This window comes from uncultured Roseobacter sp., from assembly GCF_947501835.1.
GTDB lineage: Bacteria > Pseudomonadota > Alphaproteobacteria > Rhodobacterales > Rhodobacteraceae > Roseobacter.
The window spans coordinates 114,257-139,196 of the sequence record NZ_CANMXR010000004.1 but is presented as its reverse complement, the minus strand read 5'-3'; the positions used below and the strand labels follow the sequence as shown (position 1 = coordinate 139,196).

Genomic DNA, 24,940 nt, shown 5'->3' with positions numbered 1-24,940 from the left:
ACCACATAGGATTTGCTCATGATGCGGGCCCGATTCACACTTCTGGCAAGTTTGATGATGCTCATTGCGACTTTCGCAATGACGGCAACCAGCTTCGCACATCGCTTTTCCAACGACAGATCCTCGCCCGAATTGCTGGCCTATCTCAGCATGGGCGGGACGCTAGCGGAAATCTGCGGCGAAACGGACCCCGCACATCACCTCAGCACGACCTGTGACGCCTGCGTGATCACGCAAAATGTGCTGTTGCCGGAGGTGGTCAACTCCGCGCCGATCCCGGCTGCGATAGAATGCTCGGCCCCGTTCGCCTCCGCCCGTGATCTCTTGCGCCCCGCGCGACCCGACACCGCGCATCCGTCCCGCGCACCGCCAGCCCGTGTGATTATCTGACCTTCATTCACACAACGGCGCGCACCCATATCTGCGCATTCTACGGGAAAAAATCATGAAAAACCTGATCATCGCAGCCACGGCTGCCCTTCTCTCGATGTCGACCGCTGCGCTTGCGCATGAATTCAAGCTGGGCGACCTTGTGATCAACCATCCGATGACCTTCAACACAGCGGCCACGGCAAAAACAGGCGGTGGCTATCTGGAGGTTACAAACACCGGTGACACAGCAGATCGCCTCATCGGCGTGAAGGCCGACTTTCCAAAAGTCGAATTGCACACCACCGAAGAAAAAGACGGCGTCGCTCGCATGATGCATGTGGATGCCATCGAGATCCCCGCCGGGGAAACCGTGTCGCTTGAGCCCGGCGGATTTCACGTCATGTTCATGGGCCTTGGCGGCGATCCCTTTGAAGTGGGCGAAAAAATCCCGGCGACATTGATCTTTGAGAACGCAGGCGAAATCGAGGTGATGTTCAACGTCGAAGAACGCACTCACGAGGACAAGACGGACCATTCCGGCCACACGATGTCAAACTGAGATGCCGAAGGGGTCGGGCAACTGGCCCCTTCGCGTGTCACAAAGCAGCGATCAGCGGTGCGTCACAAATCGATCTCGACCACACCGCCGGGCTTGGCGGCTCGGCTCTGACACAGAATGATCCCCTTTTCGCGTTGTTTCTTCGACAACACGAAATCGCGGTGTTCGACCTCACCGGAAACCAGGCCGCATTTGCACACGCCACAAATCCCGTCAGAACACTTCACATCGACGCTGACCCCATTCTCGGCCAGAACATCCGTGACGGATTTATCCGCGGGAACCTCAAATTCCTGCCCCGAGCCCGCGAGTTTCAGCGTAAATGCGTGATTTTCATATTCAGGCAGCTCCGGCACAGAGAAATATTCAAGATGCCGTGCCTCTTCGGGATACCCCTGTTTCTGGGCCGCCGTCATGACCGCAGCCATGTAGCTGTCCGGCCCACAGGTATAGACGTGCCACCCGTCGCGGTAGCCGGAGAGCGTCTGATCAAGATCGGCGCGGGTACCTTCATCCGAGAGATGCAGATGTACCTTTTCCGCCCAGGGCTGTGCAGCCAGATGGGTTAGAAAGGCCGCGCTGCTGCGGGATGGCGCCGAATAATGCAGCTCGAAATCCACCGCTTTCGCATGGCATTCATGGGCGAAGGCGATCATCGGCGTGATGCCGATGCCGCCCCCCATCAGCATGTGCTTCGTGCCCTCGTCTGCCAGTGGGAAATGGTTGATGGGGTTGGAGACAAAGATCTTGCGCCCTTGCGAAAAGATCTTTTGCAGCAGTTTCGATCCCCCGCGCCCGGCCTCTTCGCGCAGAACGGCGATCTCGTATGTCGACCGGTCCGCGGGATTGCCAGAGAGCGAATACTGCCGGACGAATTCTGGAGCCACGACAATGTCGAGATGCGCGCCCGCCCGCCATTCGGGCAAGGGTGTACCGTCCAGCGACGCCAACTCGTATTTGACAACGGTCTCTGACAGGTGCTCGACCGCGCGGATGCCCACACGGGTAACCGGTGCATCCCCGGCCCCCAGGTAAGCATGCGCCAAGCCTTCGGTTTCGCCGCGTTCCAGCCGCGCCTGATATTCCTGCGCGGTGATCAGCGCCTGATAGGCCTCGATCCCCTTCTCACGATCCATCGGAAACGGAAACGGCCAGGGCGGTGGCGCAAGGTTTGCCGGGTAGACCGCCAGGGTCTGATCTTCGTAGGTCAGTTCCAGATCGGTCTGCAACTCGCGGTAGTTTTTCGGCTCGGACACTGCATCAAAGCCGCCGCGATCATTCACCTTCAGATCCCACCACCAGCGTTTTTGGGGATTGATGCGACCGTTTCCCACCAGATCATCGGCCTTTGCCAGAACCCCCGCCATCGCCGGTACGTTCATCGCAATCCAGCGCAGGGGTTTTTCGTGCTGCAGGCCTTCGACATTCCAAGGGCAGGTTTTCATACAACGCCCACACATGGCACCGCCCTGCTGTGTCAACCTGTAGGTGGTGCATTTCTGACTGTCGGATTTCCAGATTTCATAGCCATTGAACATGAGCTTCGGACCGGCGGTAATCGCCCCCGACGGACATTCACGGGCACATTTGTTGCAGGCCTCGCAAAAGGCCTGCATCCCAAAATCAATAGGCTTGTCATGCGCGAGCGGCATGTTCGTGGTGATACATCCGGATTTCAGGCGCGGCCCCAGAAACGGGTTCACGATCACCTCGCCGATGCGGCTCACCTCGCCCAGACCGGCAAGCAACAGCAGCGGCGGTTGCAGCACTTCACCATCCAGGTTGGTATGCACCCGTGCTTCATAGCCAAGGTTGCGGATTTGTTTGCCGATGACCCCGCCCAACAGCGAGAACCGCAGATAAGCGCGCATCGATTGCGTGACCGCAATCCAGTCATCCCCGGAAGAACCCTCGGTGGTCTCGAACCCCTGGTCGATGATCATGCTGATCGCGCTGGTGTGTGTGGGCACAATCGGCTCGCCAACTGCATCATGGGAGTACCACACCCATTCCGGACAGCGCGAAATGCCCACGGCATCCGCCCCCAGAAAATAGCTCGCCGCCTTGATCCCTTCGGCGTTGCGGGCGGCGTCTTTGGCTGCAGGCGAGATTTCTGGCGCAACCGGGCCGTTCTGCAGCAACAGAAACGCACCGGAGGGACGCCTGATCGCCCGGCTGATCGGTGCCTTTTGCGCAAAATACCCGCCGGTGGCGGCTTCCTGACTGGCTTTGCCCAGGTCCCCGAACTGCGCCCGCGCGAACATATCGGTGCGCTTGGGCACACGTGCCACCCGCGCCTCGTCGATATAGGTGGTCGGCTTCTCAACCCGCTTGAGCGTTTCAAACGGATAGGCCCCTTGGGCATAGTGCCGTGTTGCATAAGGGTCGAGCGTACGCGCGCTTTTCTGCGACCCCTTACCCAGTTTCCATGCCAGGCTGCCTGTGATGGACTTTGATTGTTTCGCCAAAGGCACCAGCGGCGCATCCGGTGTCATTTCAAAATTCGTTGTGAGGGCCGCAACCTGAAATCTGTCGCCGATGTAGGGGTTTACCAGGCGACCCTCTTCCACCGTGGCCAGTCCCGCACCAACCGCCAGCTTATTCAGATCCACTTCGGACGAGGTCGTCGTATGCGCCTTGGCATCATATCCCAAGACCCGCAAATAGCCCGCGATGATGATCGCCGTTTCTGCCCCCAGCAGGCTCGCCCGTTGCGGGTGTGCCTCGGCGATCCAGTCGAAACCGGGCTCATCCGGCGTTGGCTCGCGGTTGTAATTGTACAAAAAGACAACCGTGTGCGTGTGAGCATCGAGAGTGCGTGGCGGCGCCGTCATACTGTCCTTGAGATCCGCCATGATGGTATCAATCCCGGCGGCAAGCGTTTTGGTCTGCTTGGTTCTAAGCTCCTCGGCCAGGCGATCAATTTCCGGATTTCTGATCGGCGTCGCCAGCAGCTGACTGGCATCAAACCGCCCGACCCCGACCATCGGTGCATCCTGGAAATAGCCAAAGGATTTTATATGCCGCGCCCGCTCATCCGGGTCCGCCGGACAGCCCGCAATTTCCTTATTGATCAGGCCGTCCCTGATCGCGTCGAGCATCGCCTGATACTCGCCCATTGCGTTCACAAGCGACTGCGGAACGGCCGCGTTGTCAAAATGCACCGGCTGCATGGCAGGCACGTTGGACAGATCAGGTTCTGACGACACCCGCGCCAAGCGTTCCAGCGGGAACGGGCCGAGGTGAAACGGCCGCTTTCGTGTAGAGAAAATCCGGGCGTTCAACTCTTTTCCTTTGGCACACAACGCTCATTCTTTGAGCACCGGAATGCCCCGCAAACGGCGGAATGTCAAAATCAATGCACGCCCGACCCCGGCTGATCCCTCGGATCACAACCGTTGGCGATACACGGATCTGACGTTTCGCGCTTGGCGCTAAGCGCGGTCCGATTTTGCGATGTCAGGGTCTCTTCTAACGTTCTTCCTGGCGGCTCTTAAGCCATCTTGAAAAGAAGTTCGATCTCTGCGCAATCTTCTCGTTCTCGATCGCCTCAAGCGACGCCCCGGCCAACCAAACCTCGATACGAGACGAATTGCCCGCGTCTTGCGAGAAATCTTTTGCTTCTACACCCAGGTTCGCGGCAATTGCGCGCGCGACATCCGCGTTCTGAGGGCTGTAGAACCGCAAATGTGTTGCTGAGACCCGCACGCTTTCCCGACCGATCCGGGCAACGGGAAAGCCGGTATCCTCAAGTTGCGCTATGTATCCTTCGAGCGATTTATCTGAGACGCTCTCCGGGGCATGTACAAAAAACTGCAACGCCTGCGCATACATTGCTGAAGCATCAGGTTCTTCACCGCCCTTTGAGGCGGTCTGTTGCGGAGCTTCAATGACCGGCAGGGCGCTGATCGCGCCGAAGCCGTCCTCACTGTTGGAGGACAAATAGGCAATCGGCGTGATGTTCGGCAGCGTGATGTCAGAGGAGGCTTCAGCAGTCCATTGCGGCACTGGCAACTCTGGCAGATCGATGGTCAAGCCTTGGGTGTCGGAAGTGTTCTGTGCGATGGGTGCTACGGCAATCACCGGGACGCTTTGGACGACCGTGCCACCATCTGCCAGAACGGCTTCAGACTGTAACTGACCCGCAGTGGGCTGGCCGTTGGGCAGCAATGGCCAGCCCAGACCCAGCAAGAAACCGAAACCCAAGGCAAGACCAAACCCGAGGCCGACGCTGCACATCACGAGGTAAAGTGGCTTCGACGCACCGGTGACTTTCAGCCAGCCTGGAATTTGAAAACCCTGGCTTTTTTGCGGCATCTCAGGCGTTGCGTTGCGCCGCGAAACGAAAGCCAGCTCAGACGCATCAGCCTTTTCTTCGTCATCCAGAATGGCACGGTTCACTTCAGAAGTGGTTTCTGGTTTCTGTTCGGGCGTTTCGACCACAGCATTTAACACAGGCTCGGAAATGGTATCGCATTTGGCTGCCTTGCCGGTTAGAGCGGTCGGGTTGAAGCCAGGTTTCGAGGGTGGCTCTGTGCGCTTGGACAGCACCTTTTCGCGTTGTGCCCGCGCTTCGGACAGCCGTTTTTCCCAATCTGACGTATTCAGCGGGTGCTCGAACAGAGCGTTTTGCGCCGTCGTACCGGGCGCGCATTCCAAGTTATCCTTCATGCCTTCGGACATAGTGCCTGGCCTCCAAGTGATAATTAGTCAGGAGTATGGTTTTGATAATTCTGTTTTACGGAAACCGGAAACCAAGAAAGTCGAACAATTGAAACGACAATGTAGCATGCGCCAAAAACCATTTGGTGGCGCATTTGCTACACCCTCACTTCAAAGTAGCACCTCAACTAAAGGCTCGATTAGCGAGCAACTTCAAGCGGTTGAACGGATGAGCTCATGCGATAGGCGCGAATTCGCTCAACAATGGGTGGTTTTTAATGCCCAGCATATTTTTGCTTGCTCCCCGGAAGGTTGTGGCGCCTCGGGCTCCAGTCGGGCCGAAAAGCACCTTTGCGCGCAGGTCACAAATGTGAACTATAGCCAAAATCTGCCGTTCTGTTCGAGTTACTCACAGAGAGATCCAATTGAGTTTTGAAAACCAGATATCACGCTGACTTTATACATGACGCCAGAACCCAATTGCGGCAGATCGCACCCTACCTGTTGAAGATCACGGGAAACCAATCTTCGCGCAGGATGTCCCCAGCCTGCATGCCATGTCCGGGAAACGGCGGAGATGTCGGTCCGGGCCGGGCCACATAGCGCGCATCGTCTCCCACAAGCCGCAGGGAAAAGGCGCGTCGGCGGGCCTGCGCTGTATTGCCACGCGCACCATGCAAGCTCGCAAAGCTAAAAGCGACCGCGTCGCCCGGTTCCATCTCCCATTCCCTGATTTCCATTCCTTCGGCATCGGGATCGGGCACCGGCATATAGGCGTCTTCGTCGGGAAAGAAGCTGGTCTGCGCCAGCCAGCGCGTCGGCAGCACCGGTTTCTCCCAGAGATGACTACCCGCAACGCAGCGCAGGCTGGCATCCTTCACCGGATCCATCGGTGACCAGAAGCTGACATTCTGCCTCCCATCGACAAAATAATAGGGGCCATCCTGATGCCAGGGCGTGGGCTTCGAGGTTCCGGGTTCCTTGACCAGCACGTGATCGTGAAAGACCTGGACCCGCTGGGATGCCATGAGATCGGCAGCGACCTCTGCCGCAGGAGATGTGCGGATCACCTCTTCAAATTCGGCAATGCGGGTCCAATTGCAGTAATCATCGAAGAACCGGCCGCTTTCCCCCTCATTCAGGTTTTCCGCGGCATAGGGCCCTGGCTCGGCCATGTTGCGTTCGATGCCCGCCCGGATCGTTTCAATATGATCCTTGAACAGACCTTTGATCAGCACCACACCTTCATTCTGGTAGCTTTGGATGTCGTCTGCCGTGATCAGCGGATGCGTCATGTCGGAACCTCTTTCTGGGCGTCAAAGAAATGCAGCCGATGTCCATTGTCAATCAGGGCGTTTGCGGGGCGTGTCAGGTATCTACCGAAACGCTTCCAAGACCTTTCTATCGATCAGAAGCGCATCGGGTGGGGCTGGTTCTCACGCACCCTGAGCCGCCACCGGTCGCTCCAGCAGAGAGGAGAGCAGTGGGTTTGGAAATTTCCGTTTGACCGTGACAGCGTGAAAGATTTCAGTAAGACCAATGAGATGTTGCGCCTCTTTCAGCAGCCCGGTCACTAATTCGTTCTTGACCACAATCGGCGGGAGGATGGCCAGGCCGATATCCTCGCGCGCCAGCAGGCGCATCATCGCCATATCATCCACTTCCGCGGCCAGAACCGGGTCGATACCCAATCGTGCGCACAGTGTATCGAACCCGATCCTCACGGGGCTTTCACTGGTTGGTACGATGACCGGGTGGGTGCTCAAAAGCTCTGAGAGCGTCAGGGTATTGTCCAGCCTTTTGGGCGTGCCAATCACACCGATGCTCTGTTCCGAAAGCGTATGGACCATAAAATCGGTCATCGCGTCCGGTGTTGGCACGCGGTTGGTCAAAACAACATCGAGACTGAGCGTTTCCAATCCCTGCATGAGTTCCATGGACGTGCCTGACCGCAGCACCAGTTCGACATCTTGCGCGCCCAACAACGGGCGCAGGAATTCGATCTGAAAATTGCGAGACAAGGTGGCCAGCGCACCAACCCGCAGCACTTTACGCGGACTGCCGGTGCGGCTGAGCGTGGCGAGCAGGTCCTGCCCTGCCCCAAATATCGTATCCGCATGATCCAGCGCAATCCGGCCCGCTTCGGTCAGGCGCAATTGACGACCGCGCCGCTCAAACAGGGAGTGACCAAGGCGATCCTCCAATTTACGGATCTGCACCGACAAAGCCGATTGCGACAGGTTGAGACGCGCCGCCGTGCGGGTCAGGTTTCCATCATGCGCCACATGCCAGAAATAGCGCAGGTGATTGTAATTCATACTGTGCATATCATTCGCTTTAAGTGAACGATTTGTTGTTATCAATGAATTTTTATATCAGCTATGCCCTGTGTATCTCCTCCTGAACGACGCAAACGGGGGATCTCATGTTGACCTATGCCTTGCCATTGCTGGCGCCTGCCATTCTGACCACCGCCGCGATTGGGCTGCACCTCAGACGCGATCTCACCCCCGATCGGGCAGCAAGGATTGGCGAAGGTGTGTCGCTTGTCGCTTTGCTCGTCGCTTTCTTGGCACTTGGACTGCTGATCGCTCAGGGCTCAGGTGACAGCTTTTTGATCGGCGCCGCGGGCATCGGCATTTCCGCGCGGCTTGATGCGGTCAGTGGCACCATGCTGTTGCTGGTCGCCTTCATCGGGTGGATCGTTGTGCGGTATGCGCGCGTCTACCTCGAAGGTGAGGCACGCCAAACCCCGTTTACCATCTGGCTGCTGGGCACGCTCGCCGCGGTACTGCTCTTGGTGCAGTCGGGCAATCTGGTTCAATTCGTCGGCGCCTGGATCGTGACCAGCCTGTGTTTGCACAGACTGCTTCTGTTTTACCCCGAGAGGATCGCGGCACAGCGCGCTGCGCGCAAAAAATTTCTGACCGCGCGGGCGGGCGATATTGCTCTGATCACGGCGGCGGTGTTGCTGATGATAAGTTATGAAACGCTGCAGATCTCCCAGATCATAGCGGCGGCCCAACTCGGTCAGGGCGGTGGTTTGGCAGCGACCGCTGCTGCCTTCCTCGCGCTCGCCGCCTTGTTGAAATCCGCCCAGTTCCCGACCCACGGCTGGCTCACCGAAGTCATGGAGACACCCACACCCGTGTCCGCGCTGCTGCACGCTGGCGTGGTGAACGCTGGCGGATTCCTCTTGATCCGTTTCGCCGACGTTATGTTGCTGTCACCTCTGGTACTCGCCGGTCTGGTATTGATTGGCGGCTTTACAGCGCTCTTTGGCGGGCTGGTCATGTTGACGCAACCAACCGTCAAAGTCTCCCTCGCGTGGTCCACCGTGGCCCAGATGGGTTTCATGATCCTGCAATGCGGGCTTGCCCTTTTCCCGTTGGCGCTTTTGCACGTCGTTGCACACTCGCTCTACAAGGCGCATGCGTTTCTGGCGGCGGGGGGCGCGGTGGAACGCGTTGCAAGCATCGCGCGGCCTGGTCCGGTAGCGGTGCCCGACCTTGCCGCCGTGAGCCGTGCTTTTGTGCTGGCCATCGCCATCTATGGCGCGGTTTACACCGCTTTCAGCATACTCTTCGGGTTTGCAGGAAGCTCACCGCAAAGTGTCGCCCTTGGCGCTATTCTGATTTTCGGTGTGGCCTATTTGCTGGCGCAGGGGTTGGCCGATGCAGCGCCCCGTGCGCTGACATGGCGCACGGCGCTGATGTCGCTGGGCGCGGCGATCAGCTACGTCGTGCTGCAAAAAGGTGCCTATTGGCTGACAGTATCCAGCCTGCCGCCAACCCCGATGCCCAGCGCGCTGGAATGGGCGCTGATCCTACTGGCGCTTTTGAGCTTCGGGCTGGTTGCCCTGGCGCAGGCAACACTACCGCTATGGTCACACCACCCGGCCGCACAGGGACTGCGCATTCATCTGACCAACGGGTTCTATATCAACGCACTCGAAGATCGTCTGCTACGCGGCTGGTCCATCCCCGCAAAATCCCAGAAAGGAGCCGCACAATGAGGGCTGACACTTATACCGGCTATTCCGGCGCACATCTTGAACTGATTGCAGCCTCCGAGACCGCGAGCCGCGCCATCCCGCCGCTCTGGCCGCTCTCCTCCTCTGTCGCAGTCAACCCGTTTCTGGGCCAGACCGACCTTTCATTGAGCGAAACCTCCGCCCTTCTTGCGCGAATCTCGGGGGCTTCCCTCACCATGCCACGAACATGGTATGCGGACCGCATTGCGGATGGCACAATTTCCGACGGCGATTTAACGGCGGCATTGCAGCACGCACCCTCGGGGGCACCAAATTCGATTGAGGTCCTCAAAGAGATGGCTCAGGAGGCGGAGGAAGAGATCGACGCCCTGCCCACGATTGCCGATTTGGCGGCTCGAGCTTCGGGCGTTGATTGGCCTGCGCTGATTGATGCGCGGATCGGCGCGTGGGCGGCAGGATATTTCGATGCGGGTCAGGCTTTGTGGCAGGTGACGGCAGGGCGCGGCGCATTCGAAAGCTGGCAGATTTTTGCACGTCGCGATCTGACGCCCGAGATTACCGGCCTGTCGGGCTTTGCCGCCCTGGTCGCCACAACACCGGACAGCGCGCGCACCGCCCTGTCGCAGGCCTGCGACGCGCTTGGGCTGTCCTCTCAAAGCGCACCGACCTATTTCCATCAGCTTCTGACCAGCCTGGGGGGCTGGGCGCAGGTCGCACGGCAAAGAGTGTGGCAGGCCGAATTGGAACAGAAAACAGACCCGATCACCACAGATATGCTCACGATACGGCTCGTCTGGGAGCAGGCCCTATATGCGCGGTACAAACCCCAAATCGATGCCGAGTGGCAGGCCACGCGGGCCGCTCATGCATCGATACCCGAGCCGACCTCTGCGCACATCGCAAATGCGATATTACAGGAGGCTGCAGAACATGCTGCGCAAAGACTTCTGGCACGAACCCTGTCTTCGGCCAGCGCCAAAGAGACGGACAACCGCCCGACCCTTCAGGCCGCATTCTGTATCGACGTCCGCTCCGAAGTATTTCGCAGGGCGCTAGAAACCACCGATCCGGGCGTAGAAACGCTCGGCTTTGCAGGGTTCTTCGGCTTGACCGCTGCACATCGCGGATTTGCGTCGGATGTAGAAGAGTTACGTCTACCGGTTTTGCTCACCCCCGGCATCTCTTCCTCTTCGAGCCCATCAGGCAAGATCTCGGAGGAGCAATCGACACGGCTTTCGGCGCGGGCCATCAGGGCCTGGGGCCGCTTCAAATTGGCGGCTGTGTCCTCCTTTGCATTTGTGGAAGCGGCTGGCCCGATTTACATCGGCAAACTGCTGCGCGATGCGCTTGGTCTGGATAGCGCTCCCGCGCCGGATACGCAGGCTCCGCACTTCGCGGACAGCTTCACTCTGGCAGACAAAGTCACGGCCGCAGGTACCATCCTTCGCGCGATGTCTTTGACAGAGGGCTTTGCCCCGCTGGTTTTGATCGTTGGACATGGCGCCCATGTGGTGAACAACCCGCATGCGAGCGCACTGCATTGCGGCGCCTGCGGTGGATACTCTGGCGAGGTCAATGCAAGATTGCTTCCTAGGCTCTTGAACGCACAGGATGTGCGCGATGGCCTGACCAGGAATGGCATTGAAATCCCCAGCGATACGCGCTTCATCGGTGCCTTGCATCATACGACCACAGATGACGTGACGCTTTACGATGCAGATCTGGATTCGGACGCAGATCGGATGCTTGTTACAAAAGCCAAGGAACTGCTGGCGTCCGCTGGCCAGCACGCGCGGACCGAGCGCGCGCTGCGGTTGCCCAGATCCACGACCGGCGACGCGGTCAAAGCACGCGCGCAGGACTGGTCTGAGACCCGTCCCGAATGGGCGCTCGCAGGATGTAGCGCTTTCATCGCCGCCCCGCGCCGCAGAACCCGCGGGAATGCGCTCGACGGGCGAGCCTTCCTGCACGACTACGATTGGCGCAAGGATGAAGGGTTTAATGTTCTGGAGTTAATCTTGACCGCTCCGGTTGTTGTCGCCAGCTGGATCAGCCTGCAATATTACGGGTCCGTTGTCGCTCCGGGTCTTTTTGGGGCGGGCAACAAGCTCCTGCACAACGTTACCGGGGGCATCGGCGTTGTGGAGGGCAATGGCGGCGTGCTACGCGCAGGTCTTCCCTGGCAATCTGTTCACGATGGGAAAACCTTCGCACATGATCCCCTGCGATTGTCAGTCTGCATCGAGGCGCCACAGGAAGCCGTGACCGACATTCTTGACCGGCATCCGGAAGTACGCACCCTTTTCGACAATCGTTGGCTGCATCTTTTTCTGATGGATGGCTCGGGTCAACTGGCGAGGCGGTATTCTGGCGATCTTCAATGGGAGGACTTCCAGACTGATCACACCGGTATCAAGGCAAACCTGGCTGCTTGAGCAAAAGCGTTTGCGGGTCAAGGGCGCTGGGATGAATGATCCATCTCAGCGCCTTTCGTTTCGCTCAAGCTTCCACGCGCTGCGGCGCGATCAACCCATAGAAGCGCAGTCACCAATCTTGACGTTCATAGGTCTCGTTCATCTCATGGTTCTGTTCTGACCCATGATTTTCCTCGACCTCTTCTGCCATCACATCCTCATTTTGCTCATCGCCAGCCCCTTGATCGTCGGCAGCATCCACCCACGAGGATGAAGCGTCGGCACTCTCATAAGAAGCCCAGGCATCAGAAGTCTCTCCGTCCGAAGATTGATTTTGCCCGTTGTCGACATCGCCGACATCGATGGAAAACTCATCACTTCCAGAAACCATCTGGCCGTTGAAGGCCGTATCCGTGGTGGTGATTTCCCCAGAAATCGTCCCCTCAAATCCGGGCGGTGGTGCAAGTTCCAGCAAGGATAAATCCCATCCTGTCAGGTCAATTTCAGTCCCGTCGGACACGGCAACCTGATCGCCGCTCATCAAGATCGTATCCGCAGGCAGTCCGGACATCTGCACAGTGGCCGCGTCTGACAGACTATCGTCGCCAATACCGACGGCAATCATGCCGTTTTGCGGAACCGCAAGGTCGTCGACTGCCGTCACCAATTCCCGCCCATCGGTGCCGGGACCTTCCCATTCGAGCTTCAGGCCCGCGTGACCGTAGTTTTCGAAATAGCGCACTTCGATGCTATGCGTGCCCGGCTCCAGCTCAATCTCGCCGCTGCGTGTGCGGAACCCGTGCAGGCCGTCGTTGTCGATCACCTCTTCACCATTCACCAGCAGGATCACCCCGTCATCGCCGCCAATGAAAAAGTCAAACGTACCGCCTTCTTCCACTTCGATGTTGCCGGTAATTCTTGCGCCGAACGTGTCCTTGGATCCGCCTTCCCAGAAGGACTCCCGACTGTTGGTGTAGTTGATCTCCCCCACAACCTCTTCATGCGTGGCCTCGCCGGACCAGTCGATCTGATCCAGCTTCGACAGCTTGTGATCCACGTCAAAATAGCTGGCCCGGAAACCGGTCTCCATCTGCGCACTGGGGGGCGTCAAATCCGCCTGGCTGACCGTGAAATCAAGATCCGCGGTGACGGATACGTGATTGCCATCACCAATATCTGTGGTTGTCACGATCTGTGCCGAAACCTGGCCGGTAAACTCTATGGGTGTCGTCACCGTGAGCAAGGAAAGGTCCATTCCTGATATGTCGGCTGAACCCTCTGGGCCTGCTTCAACACTCATATCACCCGCTTCAACGACGGTGCCTGGCGGCAGCCCCTCTATCTGATGCGAGATTTGATCCGAACCTGTGGCTTCAGGCGCCGAAACATCAAGCTCAAGCGCGATCGGCATCCCGTTGATGGTCTGCAAGTCATCGACTTCCGGGGCTGTCACCAATTCCCGCCCATCGGTGCCGGGACCTTCCCATTCGAGCTTCAGGCCCGCGTGACCGTAGTTTTCGAAATAGCGCACTTCGATGCTATGGGTGCCCGGCTCCAGCTCAATCTCGCCGCTGCGTGTGCGGAACCCGTGCAGGCCGTCGTTGTCGATCACCTCTTCACCATTCACCAGCAGGATCACCCCGTCATCGCCGCCAATGAAAAAGTCAAACGTACCGCCCTCTTCCACTTCGATGTTGCCGGTAATTCTTGCGCCGAACGTGTCCTTGGAGCCACCTTCCCAGAAGGACTCCCGGCTGTTGGTGTAGTTGATCTCCCCCACAACCTCTTCATGCGTGGCCTCGCCGGACCAGTCGATCTGATCCAGCTTCGACAGCTTGTGATCCACGTCAAAATAGCTGGCATGAAACCCGGAACTCACGTTGACGCTTGCCGTTTCCACAACACCCAGATCGAACGCCTGGCTCACCGTTTCCCCGCCCTGATCAGTGACCGTCACCTCAATGGCAAGATCACCAACATCCTCCTCTGTCAAAGAAATCCCATCGCGCAGTTTCAATTGCCCTTCGGACACCTCAAAGCGGTCGTCAGAGAGCGTGAACTCGTAGTTCGCCTCCTGATCCGGATCGACAACGTTGATCTTTCCGACAACCGCGCCCGCTTGATCCACCGCCACATGGTTTTGATCGATCGACACGCTGGTTGGTGCTTCATTCACATCACCGACAAAAACCTCAAAAGATTCCGTATAGCTGGCGCCATCTGCATCGGTCGCCGTCACGTCAAAGCGCAGCGATGCTTCCTGTTCATGGTCGAGAAAGACACCCGGTTTCAGCTTTATCTGACCCTCGACGACTTCAAAGCGATCATCAGAAACTGAAAACTCATGTACATCGCTGGCGTTTGGATCGATGACAGAAAGCTGACCAACGATTGCGCCCGCATCATTCTCAGCCAGCTCAACCGGATCCAACGAAAGCTCTGTGGGGGCTTGATTTGGCGGCGGCGAAGCCTTTGCCTCTTGCGGATTATCCTCCTGATCGAATGGTGTTTCTTTCCCTGTTTGCAAGGGTTGCGATAACTGCTCTTCCTGGGGTCGCTCCGAAGGCGCGGCATTTTCTGTGGAAAACGTTTCTACCGACAAGGGGTCAGCGTTACTACGCGGAGTCGAAAACGGCTGCGATTCTGGCGCAGACCCTTGCGACAGCACTGCGTCGTTTTGATCATCGCCTCGCGGCGTCGATTGATCAAAAGCTGACTGCTGAGGCGCACCAGCGTTTGCTGCACCGCTTTTGCCGGCATCCAATGATTGTTGCTCGCCGGAGGTTTGAGCCTCCTGCGAAAGCCCTGCATCAACATCATTTGAAGAAGGTGTCGCATCGTCTCTTGTACGATCTGCGCCCGCATCTTCCTGCTCACCATAGTGAAGATTGCTGCGCGATGCATCTTCTTGGGTGACGTCGCCCCGCAAAGATTGCACTGCCACTTTTTCTTTAACCGAGCTTGTCTCTTCAGCTTGCGAAAGAAACGCCTCGGCTTCCTCGACGCGATCGTTGTCCGACATCTTTATCTCCTGCGTGCGTGCCGCGCATCAGTGGGGAATACCGTTAAGAGCACCTTTACAATCAGAAATTTAAACATCTGATTTTTATAAATTTTTCTACATATAGTCAGCCGGATGCACATTTTACTAACGACTCACGCCTTAAAAATGGCCACGTGATCTGGGGAGCGAAATCAACTGTGCGGTCGGATACGTTAGCGCAACAAAACAAGATCGCACCACCACGGATGGGCGCATCTGTCGTGGTGTCTTCCCTTGCCATCAATATGCTCGCGCTGGCGCTGCCGCTGGTCGTTTTGCAGGTTTTTGACCGGGTCATCCCATTTGAATCATATGCGACACTCACCCTGCTTTTCATCGGCCTTTGTGTGGTGGCCGTTCTCGACTTCTTCCTGAAGTGGACACGCGTCATTCTGATGGGGCATCAGGGCGAGCGGTTCGAACTGAAGCTGAGCGATCACTTCATGGAACGATCGTTGAACGCCGATCCGAACGCGTATGATGCCTCTTCGACAGGGGTTCATTTGGAACGCCTGAACGCATTCGCGCAGTTGCGGGACTACTACAGCGGACAGGGGCGTCTGTTTGCCGTCGATGTGCCGTTTACCGCGATCTTTATCATTATGATCGGGTTGATTGGCGGCTGGTTGGTGCTTGTACCGCTGGTCAGTCTGGTCTTGCTCTACGCCTTCAAGTCCGTTTTGCAGCGGGCGCAGGGTCCCATCTTTGAAAAGCGGAAACTGCTGGATGGCAGGCGTTATTCCTTCCTGATCGAATGTCTCTCCCAGATTGTGACAGTCAAAGCCGACACGATGGAACCGCAGTTGCTGCGCCGGTACGAGGTGCTGCAAAAGCAATCGGTCGATATCAGCCAGAATCTGATCCAGGTCTCCGGCATGTCCCAGTCGTTTGGTGCGCTGTTCTCGCAGGCTGCCGTTGCCGCGATGGGGCTTCTGGGAGGGTATCTGGTCATCATTGAAAAGATCGGGATTGCCGAATTGGCAGCCTGTATGCTTTTGAACGGGCGCACGGTGCAGCCCCTTCTAAAGATGCTGAGCCATTGGGCGCAAACCGAAAGCATCGACGCTGCAAAATCCAAGGTTGATGAAATATCGATGCTGCAGCAACGCGATCCGGGAACCGCGTTTGTAGAGGATCTACAGGGACAAATTGCATTCGAAAACGTCTCCGCTGAGCGGAGTACGCAGGATGGGCTTGTCTTCTCTGATGTCACCTTTGATCTGAGCGCAGGCAAGGCCCTGAGTGTGGTTGGCGAAGCGGGATCTGGACAGGCAACTTTCATGCGCCTGGTCTTGGGCGAGCAGGCACCGGCTTCCGGCCAGATTCTGATTGATGGCAAACCGATCACACATTTTGCCGCAACCCGTGGACGTCGTGGTATCGTCTACGCAGATCCGAACCCCACGGTCTTCTCAGGGACGCTGCTCGAAAACATTGCCTGTTTTGGGGAAGGCGAGGCCATCGAACGCAGCCTTTTTTACTCCGCTGAGTTGGGCCTCGAGAAGAAAGTGCACCACATGCCAATGGGGTACAGCACGCCAATGGGGCAAGTTGGCGCAATTACGTCCAGTCTCGCCCTCCTGCAAACCATCGCGCTTGTTCGGGCGCTGGCGCTAGAGCCTCGAATTCTTTTGCTCAACGACGCCACCTCCGCGATGGATGAGCGCGCTGTGACACGGCTCGCGCGGTGCCTTGAAGCGATCAAGGGTCAAACAACATTCGTGATGGCGACGCCGCGCCAACAGCTTCTCGCGCTCGCAGATCAGAAAATCATGTTGGTGGACAGCACAACGGACAGCCTACAGCTCTGGGACGATGATGCGGATGATGACGCGGCCTCGCAAGCACTCGCCTCGCAAAGGAGCGCCTAATGGATACCATTATTCACCCCGGTCTGAACCTGCTGCAAAAACTGATGATGGCGGCGGGGTGGCACAGCAGCCACCGCAACCTGACCGAAGCCGCGCCACATCTAGCAGACAGCATGTCGGCGAACGATCTGATTGCCACCCTGGACAATCTCGACATCCCGACATCTGTCGCCCTGGCCAAACAAAGCGACATTCGTGCAAATGACTGCCCTGCTCTGTTCGTAGACGCATCTGGAAAGGTCACCGCAGTTCTGGGCGTAGAGGGCGGCAAGCTCCTGCTCAGCAGCACTGAGGCAAATGACCCAATCTGGTGTGCACCGTCTGACATGCGCGGGACTGTCGTAAAGATCGAGCGCTTCGCTCAATCTGAAAATCTCCAAACTTTCGAAAACTTCAGAATGATCACCGCCGGTTTTCGGGGTCTTATCCCTTGGCTGGTCGGAGCATCGTTCATGACAAACCTGATGGGATTGGCGACGCCGCTTCTCATCATGATGATCTATGACCGCGTCATTCCCTCCGGGTCCAGCAGTCTGGTGATTTCTCTGGCACTCGGCGTTGTCCTGGTACTGGCCGCAGATGCCGGCTTCCGTCACGCACGATCCTCCGCAGTGGCCTATATGGGTCGCGTCGTCGAGCACAGACTGGGGTTGGCGCTGTTCAGAAAACTGCTGTGTTTGCCGCCGGATCAAATTCAGAAATCAGATGTCGAGCAGCAGATTGCCCGTTTCAAGCAGTTTGAGGGTATGCGCGATATCTTTGCCGGGCAGGTTCTGACAACCCTGTTGGATCTTCCCTTTATCCTGGTGTTCCTGGGGATAATCTTCGCACTAGCGCCTCAGGTCGGATTTCTTGTTCTGGGCCTGATTGCCGTTTTCGTGCTGGCAATCTGGGTGACCTTGCCTGTGCAACAATCCCTGAATACGCAGGCGGCAACGATCAAGTCAAAGCAACAAAAATACCTATTCGAAACAGTCAGCCAACAACGCAACCTCTACCGGTTAGGGTTGGGGGATTTCTGGCGCAAACGGTATACCGCCGTCGCACAGGAATCTGCGAGCGCCTCACGCAAAGCGCGACGTTTTCAGCATGTGTGTCAGTCCTTCGGCCAAAGCCTGATGATGATCGCGGGTGTCGGTGCGATTGTGCTGGGCACACTTGCGGCCATGGCAGGCACCATGTCTTTTGGTGCGCTTATCGCAGTCATGGCTCTTGTCTGGAAGGTTCTCACCCCGCTTCAATCTTTGTACTCAAATGCACCTCAGATTCTGGGCTTCTTCAAAAGTCGACAGCAGGTTGATCGTGTGCTTGCCATGCCGCAGGAAATGGTGCGCGGCGCAGCCTCTTCGCATCAGAAGGAGTTTGACGGACGCATCACGCTTGCAGGTGTGACACATCGATTTGCTGAAACCACGGTGCCCGCGCTGTCGCAGGTGTCGCTGGACATCGCAGCAGGCGAGTTCGTGGTGATCGCAGGAAGCAACGGCAGTGGCAAAACGACATTGCTGGAAGTGATGATGGGACTGCATCAACCGATCGTCGGCTCGGTGCAGCTTGATGGGATTGATGTGCGTCAGATCCCGGTCGACGACCTGCGGCAATCTTTTAGCTACGCCCAAAAGAAACCAGAGGTGTTTCACGGCACGTTGCTGCAGAACTTTCGCCTGGCAGCACCGACCGCCCCCCTTGAAGACATCGAAGCGATTGTTGCCGCCTTTGGGCTTGAACAGGAAGTCCAGGGCTTCCCGGAAGGTCTGAATACCCGATTGACCGAAAACTACCGCAAGACGCTTTCTTCCGCGACATCGCGCGGCCTTGCCCTCGCGCGCAGTTTCATCCGACCCGCAGCGGTTTACCTGCTGAACGAACCCAATGCCGGCCTCGACTACCTTCGCAGAGCCTCATTGATACGTTTTCTGGATGGGTTGAAGAGCCAGCGAACGATCATCGTTGTCTCAGATGATCCTGAATATATCCAGATGGCAGATCGTTGCATTTTCATGGCAGAGGGCCGGATCGTTGCCAATGACGTCGGAAAAGACGGTCAGCGTAAAATCACTGCACTGATTGCCGCAAACAAGGAATCCTGACATGGTATTTCGTAAGTCACATACGGACCAGATTGGCATTTTTGACAGAAAAAGTGCGCGAGAGAAACGCCGTGAGCCAAATATCTCTGCCGTTATCGTATTCACGCTTGCGGCTTTTCTTGCTTCGGCCGTCACGCTGGCCACCCAAACCAAAGTCCCGGAACTCGCGCGCGCGACCGGTGAAATCACCACGCTCGGGCGCGCGTACCAAGTGGAAAGCATCAATAGCGGTGTCGTAAACTCAGTCCTCGTGAAAGAGGGGCAACAGGTCAGCGAAGGTCAGGTACTGGCCACTCTGACATCACCGAGCCTTGAGCGAAGCATTCGCAGTGTTCAACAACAGCACGATGCCGTCAGTGCCAGAACGGAAACCTTGTCCTTCATTCTGGATCAACTCAACAAACCCACCTCAAGCCCCGCAGAATTAGATGTGCTGCTCACAGATGGCGAAGACTATGCACGATCACGGCTCTACCTGCATGAGCTCCAAAAAGAGATTTCGCGCAACCGGGCAAAGAGCCTGAAGACGATCATCGAAGGCCTGAAAGCAGCGCAGGAACTTATGAGAAGCCGTGTTATGGAAAAAGAGGCCGCGGTTGTCCGTCTGTCAAAACTGTTCGAGTCCGGCAGCATTACCCGCATCAGACTTGACGCCGAGCAACAGTCGCTGGACGAATTGCGCGGCAGGTTGATTGACGCCAGTATCGAACTGGCCACAACAAGCGCAAACTACGCAGAAGTGCGCGACCAGCCGATCGAAAGCGATCTGGCGCTGCGTGAACAAACCCTGACGGAGCTCTTCGCATTGCTGCAAGAGAAAGAGGCATTGGCCACCCAACTTGCATCGCTTGAAGATCAACAACAGGAACTCTTGGTGCGGGCGCCAAGTGCAGGCCTCATTCAGTCAGTGGATTTTCCCCGCATCGGTGAAATTGTCGAGGCTGGCGCGACCCTTTTCGAATTGGTCAATACAAACGACCAGTTGGTCGCGGAGATCCGCATCGAGGAGGCAGACATCGGGCACATTCAGCGGGGGGATACGGTGTCTTTGAAGCTGACAACTTTTGACGCACGTCGCTACGGCGAGGTCATGGGCACAATTGCGAGCCTGTCACCAACCGTAGTCGTGGACCCCAAGGATGGTCAGGTCTATTTTAGAGGTGTGGTGGAGCTGGACAGTTTGACCATTGGAGCCGGTGCATTTGAAAAACCGCTGCGCGTGGGGATGACCGGTAGTGCCGAGATTGTCACAGATGAACGCAGCATGCTGGCGTATCTGGGCAAGCCAATTCATCGCTCCCTTGAGCGCGCATTTGGCGAACGATAAACGAGCTTACCTTCCAAACGGCACGACGCAAATCAACAAGAATGGCATTTGGAAGCCTCTTATGGCGCATTCTTGGCGCCTCTCATGTTCCGGCGACTGGCATCTGTGCATTTGGCGACGCATTGTCGGCAGCCCCCGACCGGTGCCAAGCCGCCAAGTCGCGGCATAAAAAACGCCATGAAAGGGCTTCGCGAAAGCCCCCCAATTCACGATGAACTTCACAACCCAGGCGTCACCATCGACCAGACAAACTTGGAGTGCCCCCCCCGAGCCAGGACGATTGGTAACCGCCAGATTTTCAGCAGAATTTCCGCTGGAGGAAGGGCATTCCCCCAGCGGATTTCTGTTGCCTTGATCAGTGAGCGTTCACAAATCGCCTTTGCCGATCTCCACTGCTATGTGATCGGCTTGCCGGATGGCCAGCGCCACGATGGTCAGCGTCGGGTTCTCAGCGGCCCCCGTCGTGAACTGCGACCCGTCCGAGATAAACAGATTGGCTATGTCATGGGTCTGCCCATGCTTGTTGACCACCCCGTCCCGCGCATTTTCTGACATCCGGTTGGTGCCGAGATTATGCGTCGAGGGATACGGCGGCGTCGGGAACACCCGCGTGGCCCCCACCGCGTCATAGACCGCCATCCCCTGCTGGTACGCGTGGTTGCGCATCGCGATATCGTTGGGATGATCATCAAAATGCACGTTCGGCGCGGGCAGCCCATACTGATCCTTCAAATCATGGTTCAGCGTGATGCGGTTGGTCTCCTGCGGCATGTCCTCGCCCACAATCCACATGCCGGCCATGTTTTCATAGCTGTCCAGCGCCGTGGTGAACTCACGCCCCCAGCCGCCGGGATCCAGGAAGGCCGCCATGAACGGCAAGCCCAGGGCCAGCGTCTCCAGCTCATATCCACCGACAAATCCGCGCGACGGATCGTGCCGCGCTTCGTCTTGAATGATGCCCGCCATAGTGGTGCCGCGCCACATCTTCACCGGCTTGTCGAACACTGCATAGACCGATCCGGTCATGTGCCGCATATAATTGCGCCCAACCTGACCGGAGCTATTGGCCAGCCCATCGGGGAACATTGGTGACGCGGAATTGAGTAGCAACCGCGGGCTTTCGATGGAATTGCCCGCCACACAGACAATCCGCGCCTTTTGCAGATGTTGGCTGCCCTCGGCATCTGCATAAAGCACGCCGGTGACCTTGCCGTCGTCGTCATGCTCAATCTTCAGCACATGGGCTCGGTCACGCACTTCCAGGTTGCCCGTGGCCTCGCCACGCGGAATGTCGGTATAGGCCGCCGACCATTTCGCGCCCCATTTGCAGCCCTGAAAACAAAAACCGGTCTGCTGGCAGGCAGGTCTGTCGTCGCTCTCGGCGGAATTGATCGCCATGCGCCCGGTGTGAACCTCTTTGTAGCCCAGCTTCTTCGCGCCAGCCTCAAAGACCTTGTAGTTATTGCACCCCGGCAGCCCTGCCCGATCACCCGTGCGGGTCACGCCCAGCTTGTCTTCTGCCTTGGTGTAATAGTCATCCATTTCGCGCGGATCGATGGGCCAGTCGAGCAGGTTCGCCCCCTGCACATCGCCATAGGTGGATTTGGCTTTCCACTCGTGATCCTGAAACCGCAGGGACGCGCCCGCCCAGTGGGTGGTGGTGCCGCCCACGGCCTTCACGATCCAGGCGGGCAACCCGGAAAAGTCATTGGCGACGCGCCAATCCCCCGAAGTGCTGCGCGCATCCAGCCAGGCCAACTGGCCAAAACTTTCCCATTCGTCGTTGATGTAATCGTCGGGCAGATACCGCCCACCCGCCTCCAGCGCGACGACGCTCACGCCCTTTTGCGCCAATTCGTTTGCCAGAACCCCGCCGCCAGCGCCGGTTCCGATGATGACGACCACGTTGTCGTCGGTGAGGTCAAAAGGTGCCGTCATGGTGCCATCCTCCCCTTAAATCCAAGAAATGTCGTCAAAGCCGCGGTCGATGTAGCCACCTTTGGAGTAGCTCTCGCCCTCATAGCCAAAGAGCGGCCAGACCGCTTTCTGGTTATAGAGCCCGGTCACCAGACCGCCGCGCACCATCTGAAAGAAACTGCTGCTTTCCATACCGCGCAGGATATCGACGCGATCGCGTTCCCACCCCATATCGATATAGCTGGTGTGGCCCTTGCCAGCGGCCGCCGCATCCAGAGCTGCGATACCAGCCTCCACCGTCTCGGCATTCTCCGCGCTGTCATACCCCTTAACTGCAGCGGCGTAATACGCGTCGGCCACGTGGTCGTGCGGATAAATGTCGCGTGCCATTTGGATCAGAGTGGCCATCGTCGTCGGCTGCAAATGCTCGACTTCCATGGCCCATGCGGCCGAACTCGAAGCAACATAGCCCGTGCCCACGACAAAGGCCGCGCCCGCCGCGGCACTGCGCGACAGCAATTGCCGTCTTGTCAAATTTGAATGTTGATGGGTCATCTGTGTGATCTCCTCCCGTGATCTAACAAATTCAGTGGTAGCGCCCCGCCTTCTGCATGACCTCGATCTCGTAGCCATCCGGGTCTTGCACGAAAAAGAACCGCGCAAGTGTTTCCCCCCCCGGTGCAAAATCGACAATCTTGCGGGGCGCATAACCGGCGTCTTCAAATCGCTTGTGTTCGGCAGCCAGATCATCGACGCAGAAGGCAAGATGGCCGTAGCCATCGCCTAGATCGTAGGCCTCTGTTCGACCCTTGTTGATGGTCAGCTCCAACTCGAAGCTGTTCTCGGCATTGCTGAGATAGACCAGCGTAAAACTCTCGAAATCCAGCCGTTCAGCCGACGACAGGCCAAAGGCATCCTCGTAGAATTTGACGGAGCGCTCCTCTTCCAGAACGCGAATCATGGTGTGAATTGCCTTGGCCATCGGGTCCTCCCAAACCGCTGAAGTCAGCTTGTTTGAGCAGGATATCGAACCAATTCAGGCCGTTGGTAGTAGCGCGCTACTACATCGGCGTATTATTCAGCGGCGATGCCATCACCTGCCGCATTGAACTGCTCCTGCCGGATCAGGCAGGCGCACCGCAACAGCGATGTGAAGTTGGCAGCTTCTCCTCTAAGTTCAAGAACTTCAGAGTGGAGCTTCGATATGAATGCTGGCGTTGTCATGCCCTCGCGCTGCGCAATCCCGTCCACAATCGTCCAGAAATTGCGTTCAAGACGGATGCTCGTGCTTTGGCCGTTCAAGCGCAATCGACGGGTGATCGGCCTATAGTCTTCTGGGTCCTGGCCCGCAAAAATCTGACACATATCTGGCACCTCCCGCTCAGCGTCGCTTGCTACCATTCTTGAACTCAAATGAATTTTTGGCAAGTTCGGCCTGAATGCGACGGAGTTGACCCGGTGAGTCTCGCCCGCCCAACATTCGTCGATTTGAGTGCAAAGCGGACCAAATTCATATGTGAAGTTGCTTCGATACGACCGCGGCCTGCAGCCCGCGGAGAGCTTAAAATCGACAAGAAACAGCACCAAGTTGCGCGCTTGCGAGCGGCACGGCGATTTCCGGAGAGAGGCCGGTGGCGTCAACAAACCCCTCAAGCACCTGACCCAACACATCCGTCAGCGGACCGATCTCAATCGGTTGGAAAGTGAGGTTCACCCGATCCCCTGATAGCTCCGTAAGGTTCGCGGCCAAAGGCGCAGAATGGCAGGCAAAATCAACTGCACTCATGTCAATCTCGTGGTGCGCCGTCTGATCCGCCAACCTGAAATGCACCATCTGATCGCCTGGCGCAAAGACGATCTGCCAACGTGTCTGCGGGTTTTCGACAGACGTCAAAACGTCGAAGGCCTCCCCTACTGAAACCATCTCCCGGGATTGCGCTGCATCCGCCGTGATCGCAAAGCGCGCCAGACTACCCGGATCGACGGCTTTGCTGGCCGGGGGTATCGGGGTGTGTCCGCCAAAGCCCGTGAACCCCGCCAAACCTTCAACTAGGTGGTCATAGCTCGAATTGGTCAGGGCGCGCACCGGCATATCTATGCCGGATTGGATGGCCAGCCCCTCACGTGTTGGCGTGAGCGCGGCAGTGTTGCCCGATGAGTCGGCAAGAAAGTAATGGATCGGCACCAATGCTTGCACACCCACCTCATCGATAAGCGAAATGGCCTCGGCGACGGACCCCGCGCGATCCAGAAGAAACTGAATGAACTCCAACTCGTTGACAACGCTGCGATCCGCAACCGGTGGAAACTCAGCATCATCGTTCCACATAAGCGAGATGGCCAGCCCCGCTGTGTTCATGCCCGCGGTTGGCATACCGATGCCCAACTGATTGAAAGTGATGCTGCCATATGTGCTCTGCCACTGCGCGGACCCTTCCTCCATGATCGACGTGCGATATGCACCCGCCGGATTCACGACGACAAATCCCGCACCGGTGGCGGAGGTGTCATAGCTATAGGCCACCAGGGTCGTCTCATCCGGTCCAAGCGCCACCGTCGAGCAGGCGAGCGCCGCTGACGTGACAAGACACCCGATCAAGGCCATGGGCCACTGCATTGCCTGACGTCCCGGGTTTCCCAAAAAACGAATTTTCATGCTACTCTCACTCCAATGCTTCTGGATTTTCATTT

The 24,940-nt window shown here is 57.5% G+C and carries 18 protein-coding genes; 8 read left to right on the top strand and 10 right to left on the bottom strand.

What is annotated here, in order from left to right; genetic code table 11:
• Nucleotides 1-18 precede the first annotated feature (18 nt).
• Nucleotides 19-390 carry a hypothetical protein gene (locus Q1A20_RS09770; RefSeq protein ID WP_299916844.1) on the top strand — a complete coding sequence of 124 codons (372 nt, stop codon included), beginning with the start codon at nucleotides 19-21 and terminating at the stop codon, nucleotides 388-390.
• 55 nt (nucleotides 391-445) lie between these two features.
• On the top strand, nucleotides 446-931 hold the full coding sequence (locus Q1A20_RS09765; protein WP_299406986.1) for a copper chaperone PCu(A)C: 486 nt from the start codon (nucleotides 446-448) through the stop codon (nucleotides 929-931).
• 62 nt (nucleotides 932-993) lie between these two features.
• Here the strand turns inward: Q1A20_RS09765 and Q1A20_RS09760 are convergent, their stop codons facing one another.
• The 4 genes from Q1A20_RS09760 to Q1A20_RS09745 all read right to left on the bottom strand — a co-directional run bounded on the left by Q1A20_RS09760 (nucleotide 994) and on the right by Q1A20_RS09745 (nucleotide 7,920).
• Nucleotides 994-4,215: a reductive dehalogenase gene (locus tag Q1A20_RS09760; protein WP_299406984.1), complete on the bottom strand. Its 3,222-nt coding sequence runs from the start codon at nucleotides 4,213-4,215 to the stop codon at nucleotides 994-996.
• Nucleotides 4,216-4,402: 187 nt separating this feature from the next.
• A complete protein-coding gene (locus tag Q1A20_RS09755; RefSeq protein ID WP_299406981.1) occupies nucleotides 4,403-5,602 on the bottom strand; it encodes a hypothetical protein in 1,200 nt (399 codons plus the stop codon).
• Between the two features lie 488 nt (nucleotides 5,603-6,090).
• Nucleotides 6,091-6,888: a phytanoyl-CoA dioxygenase family protein gene (locus Q1A20_RS09750; protein WP_298972873.1), complete on the bottom strand. Its 798-nt coding sequence runs from the start codon at nucleotides 6,886-6,888 to the stop codon at nucleotides 6,091-6,093.
• A 141-nt stretch (nucleotides 6,889-7,029) separates the two neighbouring features.
• Nucleotides 7,030-7,920, bottom strand: a complete 891-nt coding sequence (locus Q1A20_RS09745; RefSeq protein WP_299406978.1) for a LysR family transcriptional regulator — start codon at nucleotides 7,918-7,920, stop codon at nucleotides 7,030-7,032.
• 98 nt (nucleotides 7,921-8,018) lie between these two features.
• On the opposite strand from Q1A20_RS09745, the gene Q1A20_RS09740 reads away from it, so the two are divergent.
• Nucleotides 8,019-9,608: a proton-conducting transporter membrane subunit gene (locus Q1A20_RS09740; RefSeq protein ID WP_299406975.1), complete on the top strand. Its 1,590-nt coding sequence runs from the start codon at nucleotides 8,019-8,021 to the stop codon at nucleotides 9,606-9,608.
• The gene (locus tag Q1A20_RS09735; protein WP_299916843.1) at nucleotides 9,605-12,022 is read left to right on the top strand and encodes a YbcC family protein; all 2,418 of its coding nucleotides are present in this window, start codon (nucleotides 9,605-9,607) and stop codon (nucleotides 12,020-12,022) included. Before Q1A20_RS09740 ends, Q1A20_RS09735 begins: the two co-directional genes overlap by 4 nt.
• 109 nt (nucleotides 12,023-12,131) lie before the next feature.
• Here the strand turns inward: Q1A20_RS09735 and Q1A20_RS09730 are convergent, their stop codons facing one another.
• The gene (locus Q1A20_RS09730; protein WP_299916842.1) at nucleotides 12,132-14,432 is read right to left on the bottom strand and encodes a PA14 domain-containing protein; all 2,301 of its coding nucleotides are present in this window, start codon (nucleotides 14,430-14,432) and stop codon (nucleotides 12,132-12,134) included.
• A 23-nt stretch (nucleotides 14,433-14,455) separates the two neighbouring features.
• Between Q1A20_RS09730 and Q1A20_RS09725 the strand changes: the two genes are divergently transcribed.
• The 4 genes from Q1A20_RS09725 to Q1A20_RS09710 all read left to right on the top strand — a co-directional run bounded on the left by Q1A20_RS09725 (nucleotide 14,456) and on the right by Q1A20_RS09710 (nucleotide 20,332).
• Nucleotides 14,456-14,917 carry a hypothetical protein gene (locus Q1A20_RS09725; RefSeq protein WP_299406968.1) on the top strand — a complete coding sequence of 154 codons (462 nt, stop codon included), beginning with the start codon at nucleotides 14,456-14,458 and terminating at the stop codon, nucleotides 14,915-14,917.
• Nucleotides 14,918-15,265: 348 nt separating this feature from the next.
• Nucleotides 15,266-16,915: an ABC transporter transmembrane domain-containing protein gene (locus Q1A20_RS09720; protein ID WP_299916841.1), complete on the top strand. Its 1,650-nt coding sequence runs from the start codon at nucleotides 15,266-15,268 to the stop codon at nucleotides 16,913-16,915.
• Nucleotides 16,915-19,005: a peptidase domain-containing ABC transporter gene (locus tag Q1A20_RS09715; RefSeq protein WP_299406963.1), complete on the top strand. Its 2,091-nt coding sequence runs from the start codon at nucleotides 16,915-16,917 to the stop codon at nucleotides 19,003-19,005. Before Q1A20_RS09720 ends, Q1A20_RS09715 begins: the two co-directional genes overlap by 1 nt.
• A gap of 1 nt (nucleotide 19,006) precedes the next feature.
• The gene (locus Q1A20_RS09710; protein ID WP_299916840.1) at nucleotides 19,007-20,332 is read left to right on the top strand and encodes an HlyD family type I secretion periplasmic adaptor subunit; all 1,326 of its coding nucleotides are present in this window, start codon (nucleotides 19,007-19,009) and stop codon (nucleotides 20,330-20,332) included.
• A 366-nt stretch (nucleotides 20,333-20,698) separates the two neighbouring features.
• On the opposite strand, the gene Q1A20_RS09705 is transcribed toward Q1A20_RS09710, so the two are convergent.
• The 5 genes from Q1A20_RS09705 to Q1A20_RS09685 form a co-directional block, all read right to left on the bottom strand.
• On the bottom strand, nucleotides 20,699-22,270 hold the full coding sequence (locus Q1A20_RS09705; RefSeq protein WP_299916839.1) for a GMC family oxidoreductase: 1,572 nt from the start codon (nucleotides 22,268-22,270) through the stop codon (nucleotides 20,699-20,701).
• A 15-nt stretch (nucleotides 22,271-22,285) separates the two neighbouring features.
• The gene (locus tag Q1A20_RS09700) at nucleotides 22,286-22,804 is read right to left on the bottom strand and encodes a twin-arginine translocation signal domain-containing protein (RefSeq protein WP_299406956.1); all 519 of its coding nucleotides are present in this window, start codon (nucleotides 22,802-22,804) and stop codon (nucleotides 22,286-22,288) included.
• A 31-nt stretch (nucleotides 22,805-22,835) separates the two neighbouring features.
• Nucleotides 22,836-23,231, bottom strand: coding sequence for a VOC family protein (locus tag Q1A20_RS09695; protein ID WP_299406953.1), 396 nt, complete (start codon nucleotides 23,229-23,231; stop codon nucleotides 22,836-22,838).
• Between the two features lie 92 nt (nucleotides 23,232-23,323).
• Entirely contained in the window at nucleotides 23,324-23,614 is a 291-nt protein-coding gene (locus Q1A20_RS09690) for a ribbon-helix-helix domain-containing protein (RefSeq protein ID WP_299407701.1), read from the bottom strand.
• Between the two features lie 196 nt (nucleotides 23,615-23,810).
• Nucleotides 23,811-24,905: a linear amide C-N hydrolase gene (locus Q1A20_RS09685; RefSeq protein WP_299916838.1), complete on the bottom strand. Its 1,095-nt coding sequence runs from the start codon at nucleotides 24,903-24,905 to the stop codon at nucleotides 23,811-23,813.
• Nucleotides 24,906-24,940: the final 35 nt, after the last annotated feature.